This window comes from Limnohabitans sp., from assembly GCF_044361985.1.
In the GTDB taxonomy this organism is placed as follows: domain Bacteria; phylum Pseudomonadota; class Gammaproteobacteria; order Burkholderiales; family Burkholderiaceae_C; genus Limnohabitans_A.
The window spans coordinates 1-17,891 of the sequence record NZ_JBIKHV010000053.1; the positions used below are offsets into that span (position 1 = coordinate 1).

The window sequence follows — 17,891 nt, forward strand, 5'->3', positions numbered from 1 at the left end:
ACGTGCCTTGCAGTTTCGCGACCTGCCCGGTGGCGACATCGCCGTGCTCGACCAGAGCACAGGCCGGCAAGTGGCCAGCTTCACGGGTGAACAAGGCTTTTTGCGCAGCAGCTTGCGCGCCCTGGCCAGAGAGCGCCACCGCGAAAAAATCAGTGGCGATGGCCCTTTCCTGTTGATTGGGCGCACCGATGGCCGCCTGACCCTGCTCGACCCCAGCACCCATCAACGCATTGACCTCGAATCGTTTGGCCCCAGCAATGCCGCCGTCTTTGCCAGCTTGCGCTTGGCGGGCAGCGAGACCACACCCCGTTGAACCTGACTCACCACGTCCCGGAGAACACCATGAACGCCCCCGCTGTCAACACCATCGAAACCGCTGAAGACGCCAACAAGAAGGCCGTGCACAGCGACATGATCAGCCCGCGTTTTTACACCACCGACTTCGCCGAGATGGACCGCATCAACATCGAACCAGTGCGCGCCGAGTGGGACAAGATGATGGCCGAGTACGAGGGTGACAACAACCATGACCACTTCCAGCGCGATGCGGCCTTTGCCGATGAAGTCGCGGCTGGCATGGCCTCGCTGTCGCCCGAGATGCGCCAAGAATTCATGGACTTTCTGGTCAGCTCGCTGACGTCAGAATTTTCGGGCTGTGTGCTTTACAACGAAATCCGCAAGAACGTCACCAACCCCGACATCAAGCAACTCATGACCTATCTGGCGCGTGACGAATCGCGCCACGCGGGCTTTATCAACCTGTCCCTGCGCGACTTCAACCTGGGCATTGACCTGGGCAATCTCAAGCGCACCAAAAAATACACGTTCTTCAAGCCGAAATACATTTACTACGCGACCTACCTGTCTGAAAAAATTGGCTACGCGCGTTACATCACCATCTTCCGTCAACTGGAAAAGCACCCGGAAAAACGCTTCCACCCGATCTTTCGCTGGTTCGACCTGTGGTGCAACGACGAGTTTCGCCACGGCGAAGCCTTTGCCCTGATCATGCGCGCCAACCCGAAGTTGCTCACTGGGGTCAACAAGCTGTGGGTGCGCTTTTTCCTGCTGGCCGTGTATGCCACCATGTACGTGCGTGACCACACCCGCCCCATGCTGCACGAGGCCATGGGCCTCGATTCGAGCGAATACGACTACCAGGTGTTCCGCATCACCACCGAGATCACCAAACAGGTCTTTCCGCTGGCCCTGGACACCGACAACCCGCAATTTCGCCGTGGGCTGGAGCGCCTGTTTGCATTGTCGCAAGCCATGGAAAAAGCCAAGGCTCGGGGCGGTGTGGTGGGCAAGCTTCAGCAAGGCGTGTGCGCCGTCAAGGCCGCCCTCACCTTTACCCGCCTTTACTTCATGCCCGTGATTGAGCAAGACCTGTCACCCCTGGTCCGGATGGAACCTGCATGGTGACTGAAGTCATCTGGGCCTGCGTATTCACAGCTTTTTGCTGGTGGTTAGGCACGGGTGTGATCTTGTGGCTCGACCGCTTGCCCACGCGCAGCTTTCGCTTTAGTTTGGCGGGCTGGACCGTGTTGTTGGCCCTGAGTTTTGTGGGTGTCGCGCACAGCATGCGCGAAGTCAGCGTGTTCAATGCTTACCTGGCCTTTGGCAGCGTGATCGTGATGTGGGGCTGGCACGAACTGGCGTTTTTGACAGGCTGGATCACCGGCCCACGCAAAACCCCCCTCACGCCTGGTGCCCAAGGCTGGGATCGCTTTGTTCAATCGGTGCAGGTCATGCTCTACCACGAGCTGGCCTTGCTGGCCAACTTTGCCCTGCTGTGGTGGATGCAAGAAGGCCAGTCCAGCCATGTGGCCATTTGCACCTATGCGCTGCTGTGGTTCATGCGCCTGTCGGCCAAATTGAATTTGTTTTTTGGCGTGCCGCAAAACGGCGCGCAATACCTGCCGGCTCACCTGAGTTATCTGGCCAGCTATTTCCGCACGCGCGACATGACGCTGTGGTTTGTGCTGTCCATGGGCGTGGCCATGGGCACCTGGTTCTGGCTGGTGTGGCTGGCCCAGCAAGGCGCTGTGGCCATCACCACCGGCTGGGTCATGTTGGCCACCCTGCTGGGGCTGGCGATTGTTGAACACATCATCATGGTTTTTCCCTGGCCACTGGAGCGGCTGTGGGGATGGGCCATGCGCCAGACCACGGCCAAGCCAGCCTTGACCACCCCCCCCTGAAGGCCCTCATGAACGCATACCGCACCGAAGGTTTTGGCACGCCGGGCCTGAAACAGCGCCCCCCCCTGACCCCAGGCACGGCAAAAGATAGCCGACCCACGGCCGTCGTCATCGGGAGCGGCTTTGGCGGGCTGGCTGCAGCCATTCGCCTGAGCGTCAAGGGCTATCAGGTCAAAGTGCTCGAGAAATTGGATGCACCCGGCGGGCGTGCTTATGTGCACTTACAAGACGGCTTCACATTCGATGCAGGCCCGACCATCATCACCGCCCCGTTTTTGCTGGAAGAGCTGTGGGCACTGTGCGGCAAACGCTTTGCCGATGACGTGACCCTGGTCGCGATGGACCCTTTTTACCGCGTGCGTTTTTCCGATGGCACCTGGTTTGACTACAACGGCGATGCCGAACACATGCGCGCAGAAGTGGCCCGCTTCGAACCGGCCGACCTGCCCGGCTATGAGCGCTTTTTGCAAGATGCCGAACGCTGCAAGACGCTTGGCTTTGAAGGCATGGGCGACATGGCCTTCGACAAAATCACCGACTTGCTGGCCGCCATTCCAGACTTCATGCGCATGGGCGCCTGGCGCAGCCTTTACAGCCTGGTGGCCAAGCACATCCGCAATGAAAAGCTGCGCATCGTGATGAGCTTTCACCCCCTGCTGATCGGGGGCAACCCGTTTGCCGTGACCTGTGCCTACGCCCTCATCAATTCGCTGGAACGCACTTGGGGGGTGCACTCGGCCATGGGAGGTACAGGCGCCATCGTGCGCGGCCTGGTGGGTCTGCTGCAAGAACGTGGCGTGCCCGTGCGCTGCAACGCACCCGTGACCCAAATTCGCATTGAAAACGGCCGGGCCTGCGGCGTGGAACTCGACACCGGCGAATTCATTGCGGCCGACATTGTGGTCAGCAACGCCGACACCGCCTGGACCTACAAAAACCTGGTGGCCCCAGAGCACCGCCGCGTCTGGACCGACCGCAAGATCGAAAATGGCCATTACTCCATGGGCCTGTTCGTCTGGTACTTTGGCACCTCACGGCAGTACAAGGATGTGCCGCACCACATGATGGTGCTGGGACCCCGCTACAAGGGCCTGCTGCAAGACATCTTCAAGCGCCACAAGCTGGCCGATGACTTCAGCCTGTACTTGCACCGCCCCACCGCCACCGACCCGTCTATGGCCCCCGAAGGCTGCGACACCTTTTATGTGCTCTCGCCCGTGCCCCACCTGGACAGTGGCACCGACTGGGCCACACACGCCGAAACCTACCGTGCAGCGATTGCCGAAAGCCTGGAAGCCAGCGTGCTGCCGGGTCTGCGCGAGAGCATCGTGACCTCCAAGGTCACCACACCGCAAGATTTTCATGACCGACTCTGGTCTTACAAAGGCGCAGGCTTTGGCCTGGAGCCCTTGCTGCTGCAAAGCGCCTGGTTTCGCCCACACAACCGAAGCGAAGATGTGCCCGGTTTGTACGTGGTCGGGGCCAGCACCCATCCGGGGGCAGGTGTTCCCGGCGTCCTCATGTCAGCCAAAGCATTGGAAACGGTGGTCCCCCATGTCCCAGCCTGAACGCAAACCCTCGATCCGTGCGGTCCCTGATTTGCCCGCAGCGCCGGTGGTCACGCAAGAGTTGAACTTCGACTCGCAAGATCTGCAGGCCTGCGTGGCCATGATGCAAGGCGGTTCCAAGACCTTTTTTGCGGCCAGCCGACTGCTGCCGCCCCGCGTGCGCACCGCGGCCATCGCGCTGTATGCTTTTTGTCGGGTGGCCGATGACCTGGTAGACGAAGCCCAGCCTGGTGACACGCCACTGGCCGTGTTGCAAGAGCGCCTGGACGCCATCTATGCCGGCACACCCCACGACCATGTGGAAGACCATGCCCTGAGCCTGGTCGTTCAGCAGTACAAATTGCCACGCCATTTGCTGGATGCGCTCATCGAAGGCTTTGCCTGGGATGCCGCTGGCCGGACTTACGACAGCATCGAAGACCTGCACGCTTATGGCGCGCGTGTGGCGGGCAGTGTGGGGGCCATGATGAGCTGGATCATGGGACCACAAAGCATGGACACCTTGTCCCGCGCCTGCGAGTTGGGCGTGGCTATGCAACTGACCAACATTGCCCGCGATGTAGGGCACGATGCCAGCATTGGCCGACTTTACCTGCCACGGCGCTGGATGATTGAAGCCGGTGTGCAGCCCGACGCCTGGCTGGCCAAACCCACATTCACCCCCGCCATCGCGCAAGTGGTCAGCCGCCTGCTGGAAGAAGCTGAGCGTCTTTACAAACAGGCGCATTCGGGCATTGCGGCCTTGCCACCCGATTGCCGCGCCGCCATTTGCGCCGCGAGCATGATCTACGCCGACATCGGCTACCAGCTGCGCCGCGAAGGCCTGGACTCGGTCAACAAGCGCACCGTGGTGAGCACCACGCGCAAGCTCATGCTGCTGGCCAGCGCCTGGACCCAGGTGCACTGGATCCGCGTGTCTGACCACAGCCCGCCGCCGCTGGCGGCCATTGTGGGCCTGGTAGAAGGCTGCCAGGCGGCCACACAACAAACCGGCAACAAGGCGTATTTCCCAAACCGTGCCATGCCCCAGCGTGTAGCCTGGATGCTCAATTTGTTTGAACGCCGCGAAAACGAACGCCTCGACCGCAACAGCTTGCGACAAGCGTCATGAAGACACCCAGCCTCGGCATGTCGGTGCGACTGCTTTATGTCAGTCGCTCGGCGGGCCCACAAACCACCACGGTCACCCGCTCCATCCTGGAGAAGGCTCAGGGGCACAACAACGCACAAGGCATCACGGGTGTGTTGTGCCAGGGCCAGGGGTTTTTCATTCAGGTGCTCGAAGGTGAGCGCAGCCGCGTCAACGCGCTTTTTCGCCGCATTGCAGCAGACCCACGCCACAAGGATGTCGAACTGCTGCAGTACGAAGAAATACAGTCACGCCAATTTGGCAAATGGTCCATGGCCCTGGTCAACCTGTCGGTGGACGACCCCATGATCAGGCTTCAGCACCCGGAATACGACCCCTACTCCGCCTCGGGCACGCAGGTCATGCAGCTGGTGATGGATCTGCTGGAGACAGGCCAGCCAATCAACTGGATGGAATGACCTTTTTTGCCTGCTTGCCTTTGCTGCCGTGGGGTGAGGTGAGCACGGCAATGCCGTTTGGATGGTGCACATCAATGACAGATAGGCATTTCAACCGCATGAGGCCAAGTATCTTCCCGTCCATGTTGACGGTGGTCTAAAACCCTAGAAACCCGCGTCGCGCCCGCAGTAAGGCCGTAACTGATCGATCCACCACCAAAAAGCGCTGTTCACAAGAGGGATTGGCAGTGCGCTGGGTATGCTGGGCGCACAGCTAACCGGCAGCGTGTCCCAGCCACTATTTTGCTCGGTCACCAGTTGATGCGCTGATCGACCTCAAGCTCGGGCGTAGCTTGTGCCGCCAGATCCCAGGCCAGCAGAGTTGTCGTTAACCGGACAGCTGAACGATTCGACCTGGATCTATGCGGATGCGCGTTATCGGCATGGGCTGAAAAATCGCAAATATAAGGCCAAGGTGACGAAGGGGTTGATATTTTTTGGTAAGTGGATCGTTAAAAATATTTTTTTGATTTTCAAGAAGTAGGTATAATTATTTGGTATTTACTTTACGTAATCTTTAATTTTTTCAAATTAAATTGCTCCCTGCTTTCACGCTTTTTGAGACACATCCTATGAATAAAACACACCGCCTCATCTGGAACAAAATTACTGGTCAATGGGTCGCAGCAGCCGAGACGGCCAAGTCACGTGGCAAGAGCGGCGGGTCTAAATCCATCGTCGCCTTGGCGACCGTATGGGCTGCGATATCAGGCGGTCATACCTTTGCAGCCGATGAGTGCGGCGTCGCAGGGGCCCCCAATGCAACGGTCGTGTGCAATGCGACCACATTTCCAGCAGGCCCCGACTCTGGCATTGATTACACCGCCGACGGTATCACCTTAACCCTAGATGGCGCCACCGTTGCCCCTACTGATGCAAACTTAGAGGCCGCTGTCATTGTTCGCGGCGATGCGGCATCGTCAAACGCCTTAAATGGCTCCGCCATCAACGGCTCGAATATCACCACCACGGCGGGATCATTTCAACACGGCGTGTGGGTGATTCACCAAGGAACGGGAAGCGCAAGTTTCACTGTCGACAACGCAGCCCTACAGACCACTGGCAATGGTGTTTTTGTTATGACCGAAACTTTTGCCTCGACAGGAAACCTATTGGTGACCATGACTGGCGGCAGCATCACATCGTTGAACGGTTCCGGAATTCAAGTCTCAAACGAAGGCTTAGGCTCTAGCGCTGCCAACATCACTGGTGGCACCATAAATGCCAGAAATATTGGTGCATCAGCTTTTGCAATGTCAAATGACGCAACCATCACTTTTTCTAATGCCAGCATCACGTCGAATTTTGATGGACTTAGTGCGCGAGTCGATGCTAACGGCAACGCATTCGTTCACATGCAGTCAGGATCAATTAGGTTACTGATCAATAATGGAACTTCAATTTCTGCAGAAGTGAACAGTGGCAGTGGCTCTGCTCGGATTCTCATTGAAAATGGTTGGTTGGAGATGGGGTCTGCTGGCGCAGGCGCTAGAGTGGCCAACGGGGGTACAGGTGAAGCCACGATAGAGATGCGCAATGGCCGAATCTTTGACGCAGATGGGATTGATGGCGTGGGTTTAGCAGCTTTTATCAGTAACGCGAGCTCCACTGCCGATGCGAAGGTGCTGCTCCTTGGCGGCGAGCTTGACATGCGTTTCGGGGATCATCGCAAGTATGGAATAGTGGTCACCAATAACGGAACAGGGGATGCGATAGTGACGGTCGCCGGAGGACAAAATACCCGTATTTTGAATGACCGGCCTGGCGCAACTGGCATTCGAGCAGAAACCAACGGCGGCGGTAACGTGCTGGTGAATGTTGATGCCGTCGTACAAGGCGGTAGTTTAGAGAACCCTGCGAATCCAGATCCTCAAAATTCATCTGTCGATTACGCCATTACTACTCGCACGAACCCTGGCGCAATGTCCACCATCAACATTGGACCCAATGCTGTCGTGTCTGCATTGACAGGTTTGGCTATCGCAAACAACGGTGGGGATTCAAATGTCACCATTGCCGATGGTGCGAATGTTACCGGTGCGATTTATTTGGATTCTAATTTTGATATTAATAATGCAAATGGCAATGACACCCTGCGAATTGTGGGTTCGGGGATCTCTGGCATCACGGTGATGGATGGGGGTGATGACCATTCGGCACTGGACGGCTCAGTGGACACCTTGATTTTGCAAAATCAGAACGCCACAGCGCTCAGCGGAGCGAACATAAGGAATTGGGAAAATGTTGTGGTTGAGGGCGGCTCTGTCTCGTTTTCAGACAATGCGTTGACGGTGGGCTCAGAAGTTGGGCTTGGCCTAAAAATCACAGGAGGTGGGTTGGTTGATGGTGGCTCGGTGTTTGCCCTGACAGGAAATTTGGCCATTGAGTCAACTGGTACTTTTCAGGGGCATGGAAACGGGGCAGGACTGTATACGGTGAGTGGCGATTTTCGCAACGCCGGTCGTCTCAGTCTCCAAGATGGTTTCTCAGGAGACAAGTTAAGGGCAACTGGTGACTACCTTGGAGCCGCAGGCACCCTTCTGCTTGACACCGTGATGGGCAGCGACACCAGCGCCACCGACCAACTACAGATCAGCGGCAACGCCAGCGGCAACTCTGTGCTCAACGTCACCAACGCAGGCGGCCCAGGCGCTGCCACCACCGTGGGTATCGACGTCATCACCGTAGCCGGCACCTCTGCCGCAGGCAGCTTCACACTGGCCGCCCCAGTGCTGGCGGGCGCCTACCAATACGTCCTGAAACAAGGCGGCAACGGTGGCAACGCCAACGACTGGTATCTGGTCTCCACAACGACATTGCAAGAGCCTGGCGTGGTGACACCCAAAGCCATCCCCATCTACCGCCCTGCCATCTCCGCCTACAGCGTAGCGCGCAGTATTAACTCCGACGTAGGCTTCATGCAAAGCGCCACGCTGCACCAGCGCATGGGCGAACAAGCCGTGCTCAACGCCGAACAAGGCCAATCCTGGGCCCGCCTGCTGGGCCAAAGCCTGGACGGCGTGGGCAAAGAACGCTTTGACTACAGCCAAAAATCAGTCGGCCTGCAAGCAGGACGCACCCTGTGGACACAAAAAAATGAGGCCAACGGCACCCTGCAGCGCGCCGGCTTCATGGTGCAAGGCGTGGACAGCCGCACCGACGCCAGCGACCGCATCCGCCCTGCGGCCGGACTGGCCCAGGAGACAGGCAAGATCAACACCCGCTCTTATGGCCTGGGAGGCTACTACACCGCCATGCGCAAAGACGGCAGCTACCTGGACCTGACCGCCCAAGCCAACCAACTACGCAACGACTTCAGCGACAGCTACGGCAGCAACGCCACCCAGGACGGCCGCCAACTGGGTCTATCGGCCGAGCTGGGCGCACCCTTGGCACAACTGGGAAGCTGGACAGTGGAAGGACAAGGCCAGCTGACCTACCTGAGCACCAACTACAAGGCCTTCAGCGACAACTACTCCAACATCGACAGCGACAACTTTGATGCGCTGCGCGGGCGCCTTGGCGTGCGGGTGCACAACGCAGGCGCATCCCAAACTGACGTGCGCTACTACGGCATAGGCAACCTGGTGCACGACCTGATCAAGACCAAGAACATGGCGATATCAGACAAGAACAACAGTGCCGGCGTACTGCAAGTGCACGAGAGCTTTGACCAGGCCTATGTGGAGCTGGGTGTGGGGGTGCAGGCAAAGCTCAACGATACGACCTGGATCTATGCGGATGCACGTTATGAGCACGGGCTGAAGAATCGCAAGGATACGGCCATGCTGACTGTGGGGGTGAAGTTCTAGGGGGGTGATATTTAAGGCGTAAAGCTTAAGCCTAGTGCTGCAAGAGCAGCGCCTCCAATATCAGCGCCAGACTTTGTTCTGGCGTTTTTGTCTGGGCCTGTCCTTTCTGTTTTAACAGTGCTTGATCTGTCAGGCTTCAGCACCCCGAATACGACCCCTACTCCGCCTCAGGCACGCAGGTCATGCAGCTGGTGATGGATCTGTCTGGTCTTACTTAGTGACTCAAACGCAATTTCTCCAATAAAAAAAGGCCCCGACTGTTTCCAGTTGGAGGCCTTTATTCAATTGATTGGTCGGCGTGGCGGGATTCGAACTCGCTACCCCTTGCACCCCATACAAGTAGCCGAGCTTCCACAGTAGTTTGAATGCTCTGACTTATCCACAAAAAACTCTGAAAAATCAATGACTTAGGGAAGTTCAAAGCAAAACAGTTGTCCATGATTGTTCCAAGAAGTACACTGAGAGCCTGTCCAGCGGTGTGGCTAACGGTGTGGCTAATTTTGCAAGGGGCGACTATGGGGTTGATAACGGTCAAAGAATTACAAGCACTGACAGAGCGTCAAAACGGACAGCGCATCAGCATGGGGGAATCCCTTTACGGCTTGGTCAGAGCAGGCCAAGACGGTGCAATCAGTGTTCATGTGGCGTGGAGGTACAAGATACATGGGAAAGTCCGACAGGTGGCCATTGGAACATGGAAAGAGTCGGGCGGAAAGTCACTAAAGGAAATTCGGGAAATCAAAAACCGCCTAGCCACCGAAAGAGCCGATGGCAAAGACCCAATCACAGAAAAAGAAGCCGACCGCCTAAAAAAGCAAGCGGATCAGATCGAGGCAAAGCAAATTCAGATCACACGCCTGCAAGAACTCGCGGCTAAAGACACCAGAATTACCGTGAAAGGCTTGTTTGAGTTATGGCAGCACACTGACCTGAGAAAGCGCCAAGACGGAGGCAGCGAAGCCCTCAGAGCGTTTGAGCGTGACGTTTTCCCCGTCATCGGTGACGTGGCAGCTGCTGACGTGACGAAAGCGCACATTCAGCTAATCATTGACACCATGTTGTCCCGTGGTGTCAAACGCATGACCGAGCGAGTATTCAGCGACCTGCGTCAGCTTTTTGGCTTTGCATTGGACCGCGATCACATCGAGGTCGATCCAACCGCTCGCATCAAGAAACACAAAATTGGCGGCAGCGTAGAACGTAATCGGGTTTTGTCTGAGGCTGAGTTGGTAGAGTTTTTTAAAATGCTGCCATCCTCTGGACTGACAGAATCATCACAAAACGCCCTTCTCATTACCTTATCTACCGGCAGTCGCATTGGCGAAACTCTAAAGGCACATTGGCATCATGTTGATTTACAGCGACGAAAATGGACTCAGCCTGAATTATCAGCTGCTGGTAGGTTTACAAAAAATGGCAAACGCCATGTCATTCACCTGAACGACTTGGCGCTGGGGGCGTTTGAGGCTTTGCACCGGAACAGCGGGGCAACACCATGGGTTTTTCCAAACACTCGCTTAAATGGGCCTGTTGACCTCAAGGCTGTATCTAAGCAAGTGGCAGATAGGCAGCGTCGCGATAGTGAACGTATGCGTGGACGCACCAAGCAAACAAACGCGCTAGCGCTGGCGGGCGGTAAGTGGACACCCCATGACCTAAGGAGAACTGGAGCCACTCTCATGGCTGATTTGGGAGTCTTGTCAGAAGTGATCGATCGATGCCTAAATCACACCGAACAGAACAAGTTGGTGCGCATTTACCAACAAGCGAAATATGAAGCCCCTATGCGCGAGGCGTGGCAGCGGTTAGGTGACAGGTTGGCGCTGCTGACCAACAAGCCAGGCAACGTGGTGACGCTGGCACGGGGAGCATGAGTTTGCATGGTTCATCAAGCGCCACTAGAATACGAGCACGACCAAGGTAGAACGAAGTAACAACGTTTGGAAGTTAGGCCTCAAGCCCCTAACTGGTTTTAAGTTGGCGGTTTGTGACCGTCCTTGCTCCACAGCATTGAAATTTATATTTGGGTCCGGGCTTGCGTAGCAATGTGCTGCGCGGTCATTACTGTGCGGCGCATTTTCAAGGACCCGAAAATGACGCAAATCAACTCGACTAACGAACAAAAAGCGCATCCACCTACAGACGCGCTTTTGTGGACCATGCCAACGCTAACAAGGCGCATCGGCCTGAGTCGGTCCAACATTTATCAGCAAATTCAAAGCGGCAAATTCCCCGAACCCGTGAAGATCGGTCGAAGCTCACGATGGTTAGCGGCTGAGATACAAGCATGGGTAACAGCCCAAGCCAACACACGTTCACCTAAAACAACGGGGTGAACCATGAACGAACAGCACATGAAAATGGCCGTGGGACTAGGAACCACCACGGCCCAACCTGCTGAGTTTTTGGTAGCAGCGAACATGCGCGGGGCCGCATTTATGAGGCTAGATAAGCTCAAAGGTAACGGCATATGGATGAAGGCAGCACGGCACAATAAACGAGCCATACAGGCTGAATTGGGCGCATCAGGTCACATCGATGCGACCCGTTCACACCAAAATATCACCCTTATTGGGCCGTCGATAGCCGATGAAGTCACCAAACTGGCCAAAAACAAGATCACCACGGCAGGCATTACCAAGCCTCGCAAAGATGCGGTAATCGGGCTGGAATTGGTTTTCAGTTTGCCGACGAACCACGGGCAAGACGTGATCGAGTATTTCAACGCTTGCGCGTATTGGGCGGGCGAAACGTTTGGAGGCTTAGACAACATTGTGAGCGCCGACATTCACCGTGACGAAGCTCAAGATCATGCCCATGTTTTGCTAGTCCCCCTGATCGACGGCCGATTGCGTGGATCCGATGCGGTCGGCAACAAACGAAAACTGAGTGAACTACAAGCCAAGTTTTATAAAGACGTGGCTTCAAAGTTTGGATTCAGCAAACCACGGGCGCGGCTGAGTGGCCTCACCAAAACACACACAGCCCGACAGGTGCTGGACAAACTACGCCAAGACCCAGCAGCCAAATCGTTAGTGTGGGCCGTTATTCGTGACAGTGTAGCCCGTGACCCCCTGTCCTATGCGCTGGCGCTGGGCATCGACACCGATGTAGTCAGAACAGAAAAGCCAGCCAAATCAATGGCACAAATATTCACTAGCAAAGGTAAAGGGGACAACAAGTCAAAGCCTATAGGGTTTAAGTCACCATTAAAGCCTTATAGGGTTTCCGAGATTGAAAACAAGCAAGCCCTAGGACACTGTAGGGTTCAGACTTCACCGACATGAATCGCCCCGGGTTTTGAGGAGGCTCTACACTTTGAGAAGATGGAGCCATGAGTAAGAAATCAAACCTTTTTTCACCCGAGGTGCTCGAGCGCGCTGTTCGCATGGTGCTCGAACACCGAGGCGAGTACCCATCGCTTTGGGCCACCATTGAGTCAATTGCCCCCAAGATCGGCTGCGTGCCGCAAACCCTCAGCGACTTGGTTCGCCAGCACGAAGTGGATGGCCATTTGCCATGGCTTGCGTCGAATTATTCAGACCATCCTTAGGTAATATCTTAAGTTAAGTTTTAATTTACAGTTATAACGAAAACAGAATCCAGTCCAACACTTTTAATCCAAGAGCAAAAAGCCACAAATGTCTCTACCGCTATCAGCCGCCCTCGCACAAGTCGATGCACGAATTAGTCTAGAAACCAGGGGCCAGCACAGGTTTTCCTTGAACCAGCGCCCGGTCCTGAGATGGTACAAAAATGAGCAGTCGCCCGACGAATTAACCAGCTTATCGATTAGTCTTGCAACACGTTTGTTCGGCAGCTCCCTAGACTACTGCCTGTGCACCACCCATCAAATCGATGCGGCACGAACTCGAAAAATTCTGGCCCAGGCCACACAGGCCGTTGAATGGCGTCAGATTGACGAAAAAGACAACCCGGCCCTAGCAGCGGCGTTACATCAACATGGTTTGACTGGAAAAGATTTCGGGCCTTGGTGGCGATGGTTTCCAGAACGCTTACGCCGTGATACGCCCGAGATCGTCATCAGCGACGACCTGCTGATTTGGAAAATGCCTTTGTGGTTGCCTCAGTGGCGAAAAGGCCTCGCTCAAATTCTGGCCACGAGAGGCGAGAGCCCCGTTCCCGGCATCTCAGGCAATACCGTCACAGATTTTCTGGAGATAACTCGCAGCTTTGAAGGAGCCATCGCGTTACCGCTTCAATCCGACATTTCGGCGCAGCTAATTGGGACGCTTTCGGCGCTGAAAAATCCTAGTCAAGTGCAGGCGCATTGTTATTCGCCATCCAAAATTTTTGGTCGAGCCCTAGACCAGCTTGCCGCAGGAACTATTTCAGCCAGTGACATCTCTGCCTGCGCGCCAGGGAATGATGGCCAGAAAATCGGCTTCGGTCCTGAAGAAACTCCCGGATCAGTACACGAGGTCGAAACGACCGAATGCTTCAGGTGGTTGGGTGGCTCTGTCCAATGGGGCATTCCCGGATGGACGTCGAATGACTATTTCATGAAGTCATTAGCAGTCTTCGCCCGCGACTTCGCAGGCCAAAGCGTTTTGGAATTGGGAACCTCACGCGGAAAGCTTGCAGCCGTGATGGCGACCTTGGGCTGCAGTGTCACAACGGTTGACCATCAGGACCGCGGTGCATCAAAAAACCTCGGTGGCCTAGCCGTGAAAGTAATTCTAAAAGAGGCATATGATTTTCTTGTTGATTCTTCTGAACAGTATCGCCTCATTGTGGTTGATTTACATGGTAATACTCAAAGTGATTGGGAACGCCTCGCACCCGTGCTCATTAAAAATTTACAGGCAGGGGGCGCACTTTTTCTCGGCAATCTGAATCTGTCTGAAGTGGCGGACTGGAAGCTGGAAACCGGGGTCCGTTGGTTTTTGGATCAATTACCAAAGAACTGGAAGTGTGAATACTTCACGGCAAGTCTGCCGGGCTTCGCTATTGCGTGGAAACCCACCTAGACGAACCTGTTTTATATGGAAACCTACACATCAAATGCCTTTGCAAAAATATAACGTCGCATTTTGCTTCGACAACAACTACCAACAGCATTTTGGGGCGGCAGTTACTTCATTGCTGCTAAATTTTGCGGGAAGCGGTGAGGACTTGTGCATCCATGTTGTCGGGGACTCCCTCGATGACACCTTCCTAGAAAAAATCGAAACATTGCGCAACCGGTTCCGCGCGCACATCAAGTTTTACGCCATTGAGGAACTATATCAAAAGCTGCTTGATGAACTGCCTCTGAATAGATTTTATACTCGGGCCACCTATGTCAGTTTATTACTGCCACATATCTTGTCACAAGACCTTGAAACTGTTCTTTATCTTGATTCAGACACCATCATTGTCTCCGATATCCGGTCTTTATTCGAAACCGACCTCAGTCATAAAGCTCTAGCTGGTGTGAGCGACGCCTCATGTGCAAAAATGAAAAATCATTGGGACATCCCAGATTACATAAACTCGGGTGTCATGCTTATTAACCTGATCCGTTGGCGGGAGCTTGATTACACCAAAAAATGTATAGAATTCAGCAATAAAAATATTGATAAACTAATATTATTAGATCAATGTGCCATCAATGTCATTTTGCAAAACGACATTGTCCTGCTATCCGGTAAATGGAATGTAATGGTCCAACCAAGGATTTTGACCTACGACGGTCCGGACGCATCAATCCTTCATTTCATCACCGATAGCAAGCCTTGGCAAAGCTGGTATGAACATCCCCTTGGTGAAAGCTACTGGAGATACCTCAATGTCTCACCCTGGGCGGACGCTAAACCGATCGCTGCTCAGACCGTTAGCCAAGTTCTTCGACTTGCGAGGTTATTGGCACAACAAGGCAAGCTCACGGAGTCCATCGCCGTTTATGAGCGCTTTAAATACGCCTGAACTGCCCCTTTTCGAGCTAATGCAAAAGAATCACCAAAAGCCATGCAAAAAACCACCACTATTCCCTTTTGCGACCTCAGTCGCGCCTACGCTCCTTTGCAGGATGAAATTCTCGAGGCGATCAAAGCTTGCATCGAACGTTCATCGTATTTACGCGGTCCGGCGACGGTCGCTTTTGAAGAAGCGTGGGCAGCATACTGCGGTCAGCCTTATGCCGTGTGCTGCAACAGCGGCACCGACGCTCTGACCCTAGCGGCGCTCGTTCTAGGCATGCAACAAGTTGCGGTTCAATCCAACACCCTCCCGCTGACCGCCATTGGCCTGCACCGCGGAGGCGCCGAGGTCCATTTGGTGGACATTAACGCAGGGGGCTGGCCGCTGGAAACGGCCATGGAAAGCGTACCGGTGTTGATTTACGGCCAGATACCCACCGACACTTCAGTCAGTCGCCTTTACGACGCTGCACATGCGCACGGCTGGCAACCGCCTTTTGGTTCGAGTGCCGCCTGGAGTTTTTATCCGACCAAAACCTTGGGCGCCATGGGCGATGCTGGCGCCATTACAACCCACGACCGATATTTTGCGGATGAACTTCGAAGGCTGTGCGGTCGGGACGATAAGTTTTATAACGGCCGCCAGCTGACCTCGCGCATTGACGAAATACAAGCGGCGATCCTGTTGGTTAAACTAAAGTATCTGAACGGCTGGCTTGAGGAAAGACAACAAATCGGCTCCCACTACGACAGGCGACTCGGGCCCTTGGGCATTTGTCTGAATGCAAACTCATTGCACCATCTTTACGTGATCAAGACCCCCGGCCGCGCTGATTTGGCCAGGCACCTGTCAGTCCATGGAATCCAGACCAAAATCCATTGGGAAACACCGCTGCATCAGCTACCGGGCCCATGGCAAGCGGTGGGGTCATTTAGTGAATCAGAGCACTGGTGCAACTCGGTTTTAAGCCTACCCTGTTACCCGGGACTCACGCACACAGAAGTGGATTTCATCTGCTCGACCATCGAGGCGTGGTTTGAGGACCGGGTCAAGGACTAAGTGGTTCCCCAGCGTTAACCTGACACAGGCGCCAGATCTTCAGCAATCACTTATCGGAAATGCGAGTTGGGTAATTAGCTGCGTTGACTGTTGGACACATGCTTGCTATCAACGACACTTCACGGGGCAAAATACGCCTGACAACAAAATAGACCAAGGGAAAGCTCGCCGGAACAGTGTTCATCAATCAGCGCTTACTGGATGAATCGGCGGCGTATCTGCAAAGAATTCTCACAGATGATCTACAAAGTACCCTGTTTCCTTCACAAAAAATTTTACGCTAGGGATTAATTCTCAACTCGCTTGCGCAGCAATTCAGCAATTTGTATCGTACGGCTTATGAGAATTGTTGCTCGAGTCAGGCGAGCCAATTACCGTACGCCACAAAAATTTCCGCATCGGGTGTCGAACTTCGAGTATTAATGCGCATAGTGGGGCATAAGAAATCAACCGTCAGTGATAGTTGCTTTAACATTAATCAATCGCGCAATCGCAGGAAAAACAAATATGACAAGAATCCCGCAGATCCCGAATCGGAAGCTTAGCCATTTGAAACCGGCACCCAAACTGGATAATTCAATCATCAGCTTGTTCCAGCAGGGGCTAAGCCTCCACCAAAAAGGACAGTTATCACTAGCAAAGTTAATTTACGAAAAAATCCTTCTAAAACAGCCGAAAAATTTTGATGCCCTACATCTGCTTGGTGTAATTGCTTTTCAAAATAAAAATCTTACATTGGCGGAAGAGCTAATCGAAAAAGCGATCAAAATTAAACCTAATGCTGCCTCAGCCTATTCCAATCTTGGAAATGTGCTGAAAAACCTCAGACGGCTAGATGATGCTCTGGCGAGCTATGAAAAAGCAATCGCCATCAAACCGGACTACGCCGATGCGTTTTACAACCGTGGGAATGTGCTGAAAGACCTCAGTCGGCTAGATGATGCTCTGGCGAGCTATGAAAAAGCAATCGCCATCAAACCGGACTACGCCGATGCGTTCTGCAACCGTGGCAATGTGCTGAAAGACCTCAGTCGGCTAGCCGATGCTCTGGCGAGCTACGACATGGCAATCACCATCAAACCGGATTACGCTGATGCGTTCTGCAACCGTGGCAATGTGCTGAAAGACCTCAGTCGGCTAGACGATGCTCTGGCGAGCTACGACATGGCAATCACCATCAAACCGGACTACGCCGATGCGTTCTGCAACCGTGGCAATGTGCTGAAAGACCTCAGACGGCTAGATGATGCTCTTGCGAGCTATGAAAAAGCAATCGCCATCAAACCGGACAACGCCGAAGCGTTTAACAACCGTGGCAATGCGCTGAAAGACCTCAGGCGGCTAGGCGATGCTCTGGCGAGCTACGACATGGCAATCACCATCAAACCGGACTACGCCCAAGCGTTCTACAACCGTGGCAATGTGCTGGAAGACCTTAAGCGGCTAGATGATGCTCTTGCGAGCTATGAAAAAGCAATCGCCCTCAAACCGGACTTCGAGTTCTTGAAGGGGATTAAGTTGCACACGCAAATGCGTCTGTGTGATTGGAGTGATCTACAAGATCAATCCAATGGACTCGAATCTTCCATCGTAGCAAGATTGAAGGTAACTCCCGCATTTCCTCTATTGGCTTTGATGGATAGACCTGATCTTCAGCTGAAAGCATCGAAGATTTTCGCCGACAAAAAATATCCCGAACTAGATTTTGGGGGGGAATTCAAAACCCGATCAGCTGATGG

Annotated in this window: 14 protein-coding genes and 1 pseudogene; all 15 read left to right on the forward strand. The window is 54.3% G+C overall.

Annotated elements, in window-relative coordinates:
- Positions 1-313: photosynthetic complex assembly protein PuhC (gene puhC, locus ACIQ3A_RS09910; RefSeq protein ID WP_396431580.1), on the forward strand; the 313-nt coding region annotated here is incomplete at its 5' end.
- Between the two features lie 29 nt (positions 314-342).
- Positions 343-1,425 (forward strand): magnesium-protoporphyrin IX monomethyl ester (oxidative) cyclase, encoded by a 1,083-nt coding sequence (acsF, locus tag ACIQ3A_RS09915; RefSeq protein WP_396431581.1) that lies wholly within the window; start codon positions 343-345, stop codon positions 1,423-1,425.
- Positions 1,419-2,204, forward strand: a complete 786-nt coding sequence (puhE, locus tag ACIQ3A_RS09920; protein ID WP_396431582.1) for a putative photosynthetic complex assembly protein PuhE — start codon at positions 1,419-1,421, stop codon at positions 2,202-2,204. The genes acsF and puhE overlap by 7 nt, the downstream gene beginning before the upstream one ends.
- Before the next feature lie 8 nt (positions 2,205-2,212).
- Positions 2,213-3,772, forward strand: coding sequence for a phytoene desaturase (locus ACIQ3A_RS09925; RefSeq protein WP_396431583.1), 1,560 nt, complete (start codon positions 2,213-2,215; stop codon positions 3,770-3,772).
- A complete protein-coding gene (locus ACIQ3A_RS09930) occupies positions 3,759-4,883 on the forward strand; it encodes a phytoene/squalene synthase family protein (protein ID WP_396431584.1) in 1,125 nt (374 codons plus the stop codon). Before ACIQ3A_RS09925 ends, ACIQ3A_RS09930 begins: the two co-directional genes overlap by 14 nt.
- Positions 4,880-5,320 (forward strand): BLUF domain-containing protein, encoded by a 441-nt coding sequence (locus ACIQ3A_RS09935; RefSeq protein ID WP_396431585.1) that lies wholly within the window; start codon positions 4,880-4,882, stop codon positions 5,318-5,320. Before ACIQ3A_RS09930 ends, ACIQ3A_RS09935 begins: the two co-directional genes overlap by 4 nt.
- A gap of 611 nt (positions 5,321-5,931) precedes the next feature.
- Positions 5,932-9,171, forward strand: a complete 3,240-nt coding sequence (locus ACIQ3A_RS09940) for an autotransporter outer membrane beta-barrel domain-containing protein (protein ID WP_396431586.1) — start codon at positions 5,932-5,934, stop codon at positions 9,169-9,171.
- A 515-nt stretch (positions 9,172-9,686) separates the two neighbouring features.
- Complete coding sequence (locus ACIQ3A_RS09945) at positions 9,687-11,045, forward strand: tyrosine-type recombinase/integrase (RefSeq protein ID WP_396431587.1); 1,359 nt, start codon at positions 9,687-9,689, stop codon at positions 11,043-11,045.
- Positions 11,046-11,264: 219 nt separating this feature from the next.
- Positions 11,265-11,507 carry a helix-turn-helix transcriptional regulator gene (locus ACIQ3A_RS09950; protein ID WP_396431588.1) on the forward strand — a complete coding sequence of 81 codons (243 nt, stop codon included), beginning with the start codon at positions 11,265-11,267 and terminating at the stop codon, positions 11,505-11,507.
- Between the two features lie 3 nt (positions 11,508-11,510).
- Positions 11,511-12,458, forward strand: a complete 948-nt coding sequence (locus tag ACIQ3A_RS09955; protein WP_396431589.1) for a plasmid recombination protein — start codon at positions 11,511-11,513, stop codon at positions 12,456-12,458.
- A gap of 47 nt (positions 12,459-12,505) precedes the next feature.
- Positions 12,506-12,679 (forward strand): annotated as a pseudogene (locus ACIQ3A_RS09960) (IS3 family transposase); the annotation flags it as partial.
- A gap of 214 nt (positions 12,680-12,893) precedes the next feature.
- Positions 12,894-14,162, forward strand: coding sequence for a hypothetical protein (locus ACIQ3A_RS09965; protein WP_396431590.1), 1,269 nt, complete (start codon positions 12,894-12,896; stop codon positions 14,160-14,162).
- A 34-nt stretch (positions 14,163-14,196) separates the two neighbouring features.
- Positions 14,197-15,099 carry a glycosyltransferase family 8 protein gene (locus tag ACIQ3A_RS09970; protein WP_396431591.1) on the forward strand — a complete coding sequence of 301 codons (903 nt, stop codon included), beginning with the start codon at positions 14,197-14,199 and terminating at the stop codon, positions 15,097-15,099.
- A 42-nt stretch (positions 15,100-15,141) separates the two neighbouring features.
- Positions 15,142-16,152 carry a DegT/DnrJ/EryC1/StrS family aminotransferase gene (locus ACIQ3A_RS09975; RefSeq protein WP_396431592.1) on the forward strand — a complete coding sequence of 337 codons (1,011 nt, stop codon included), beginning with the start codon at positions 15,142-15,144 and terminating at the stop codon, positions 16,150-16,152.
- Between the two features lie 507 nt (positions 16,153-16,659).
- A partial coding sequence (locus ACIQ3A_RS09980) for a tetratricopeptide repeat protein (protein ID WP_396431593.1) occupies positions 16,660-17,891 on the forward strand: 1,232 nt, incomplete at its 3' end.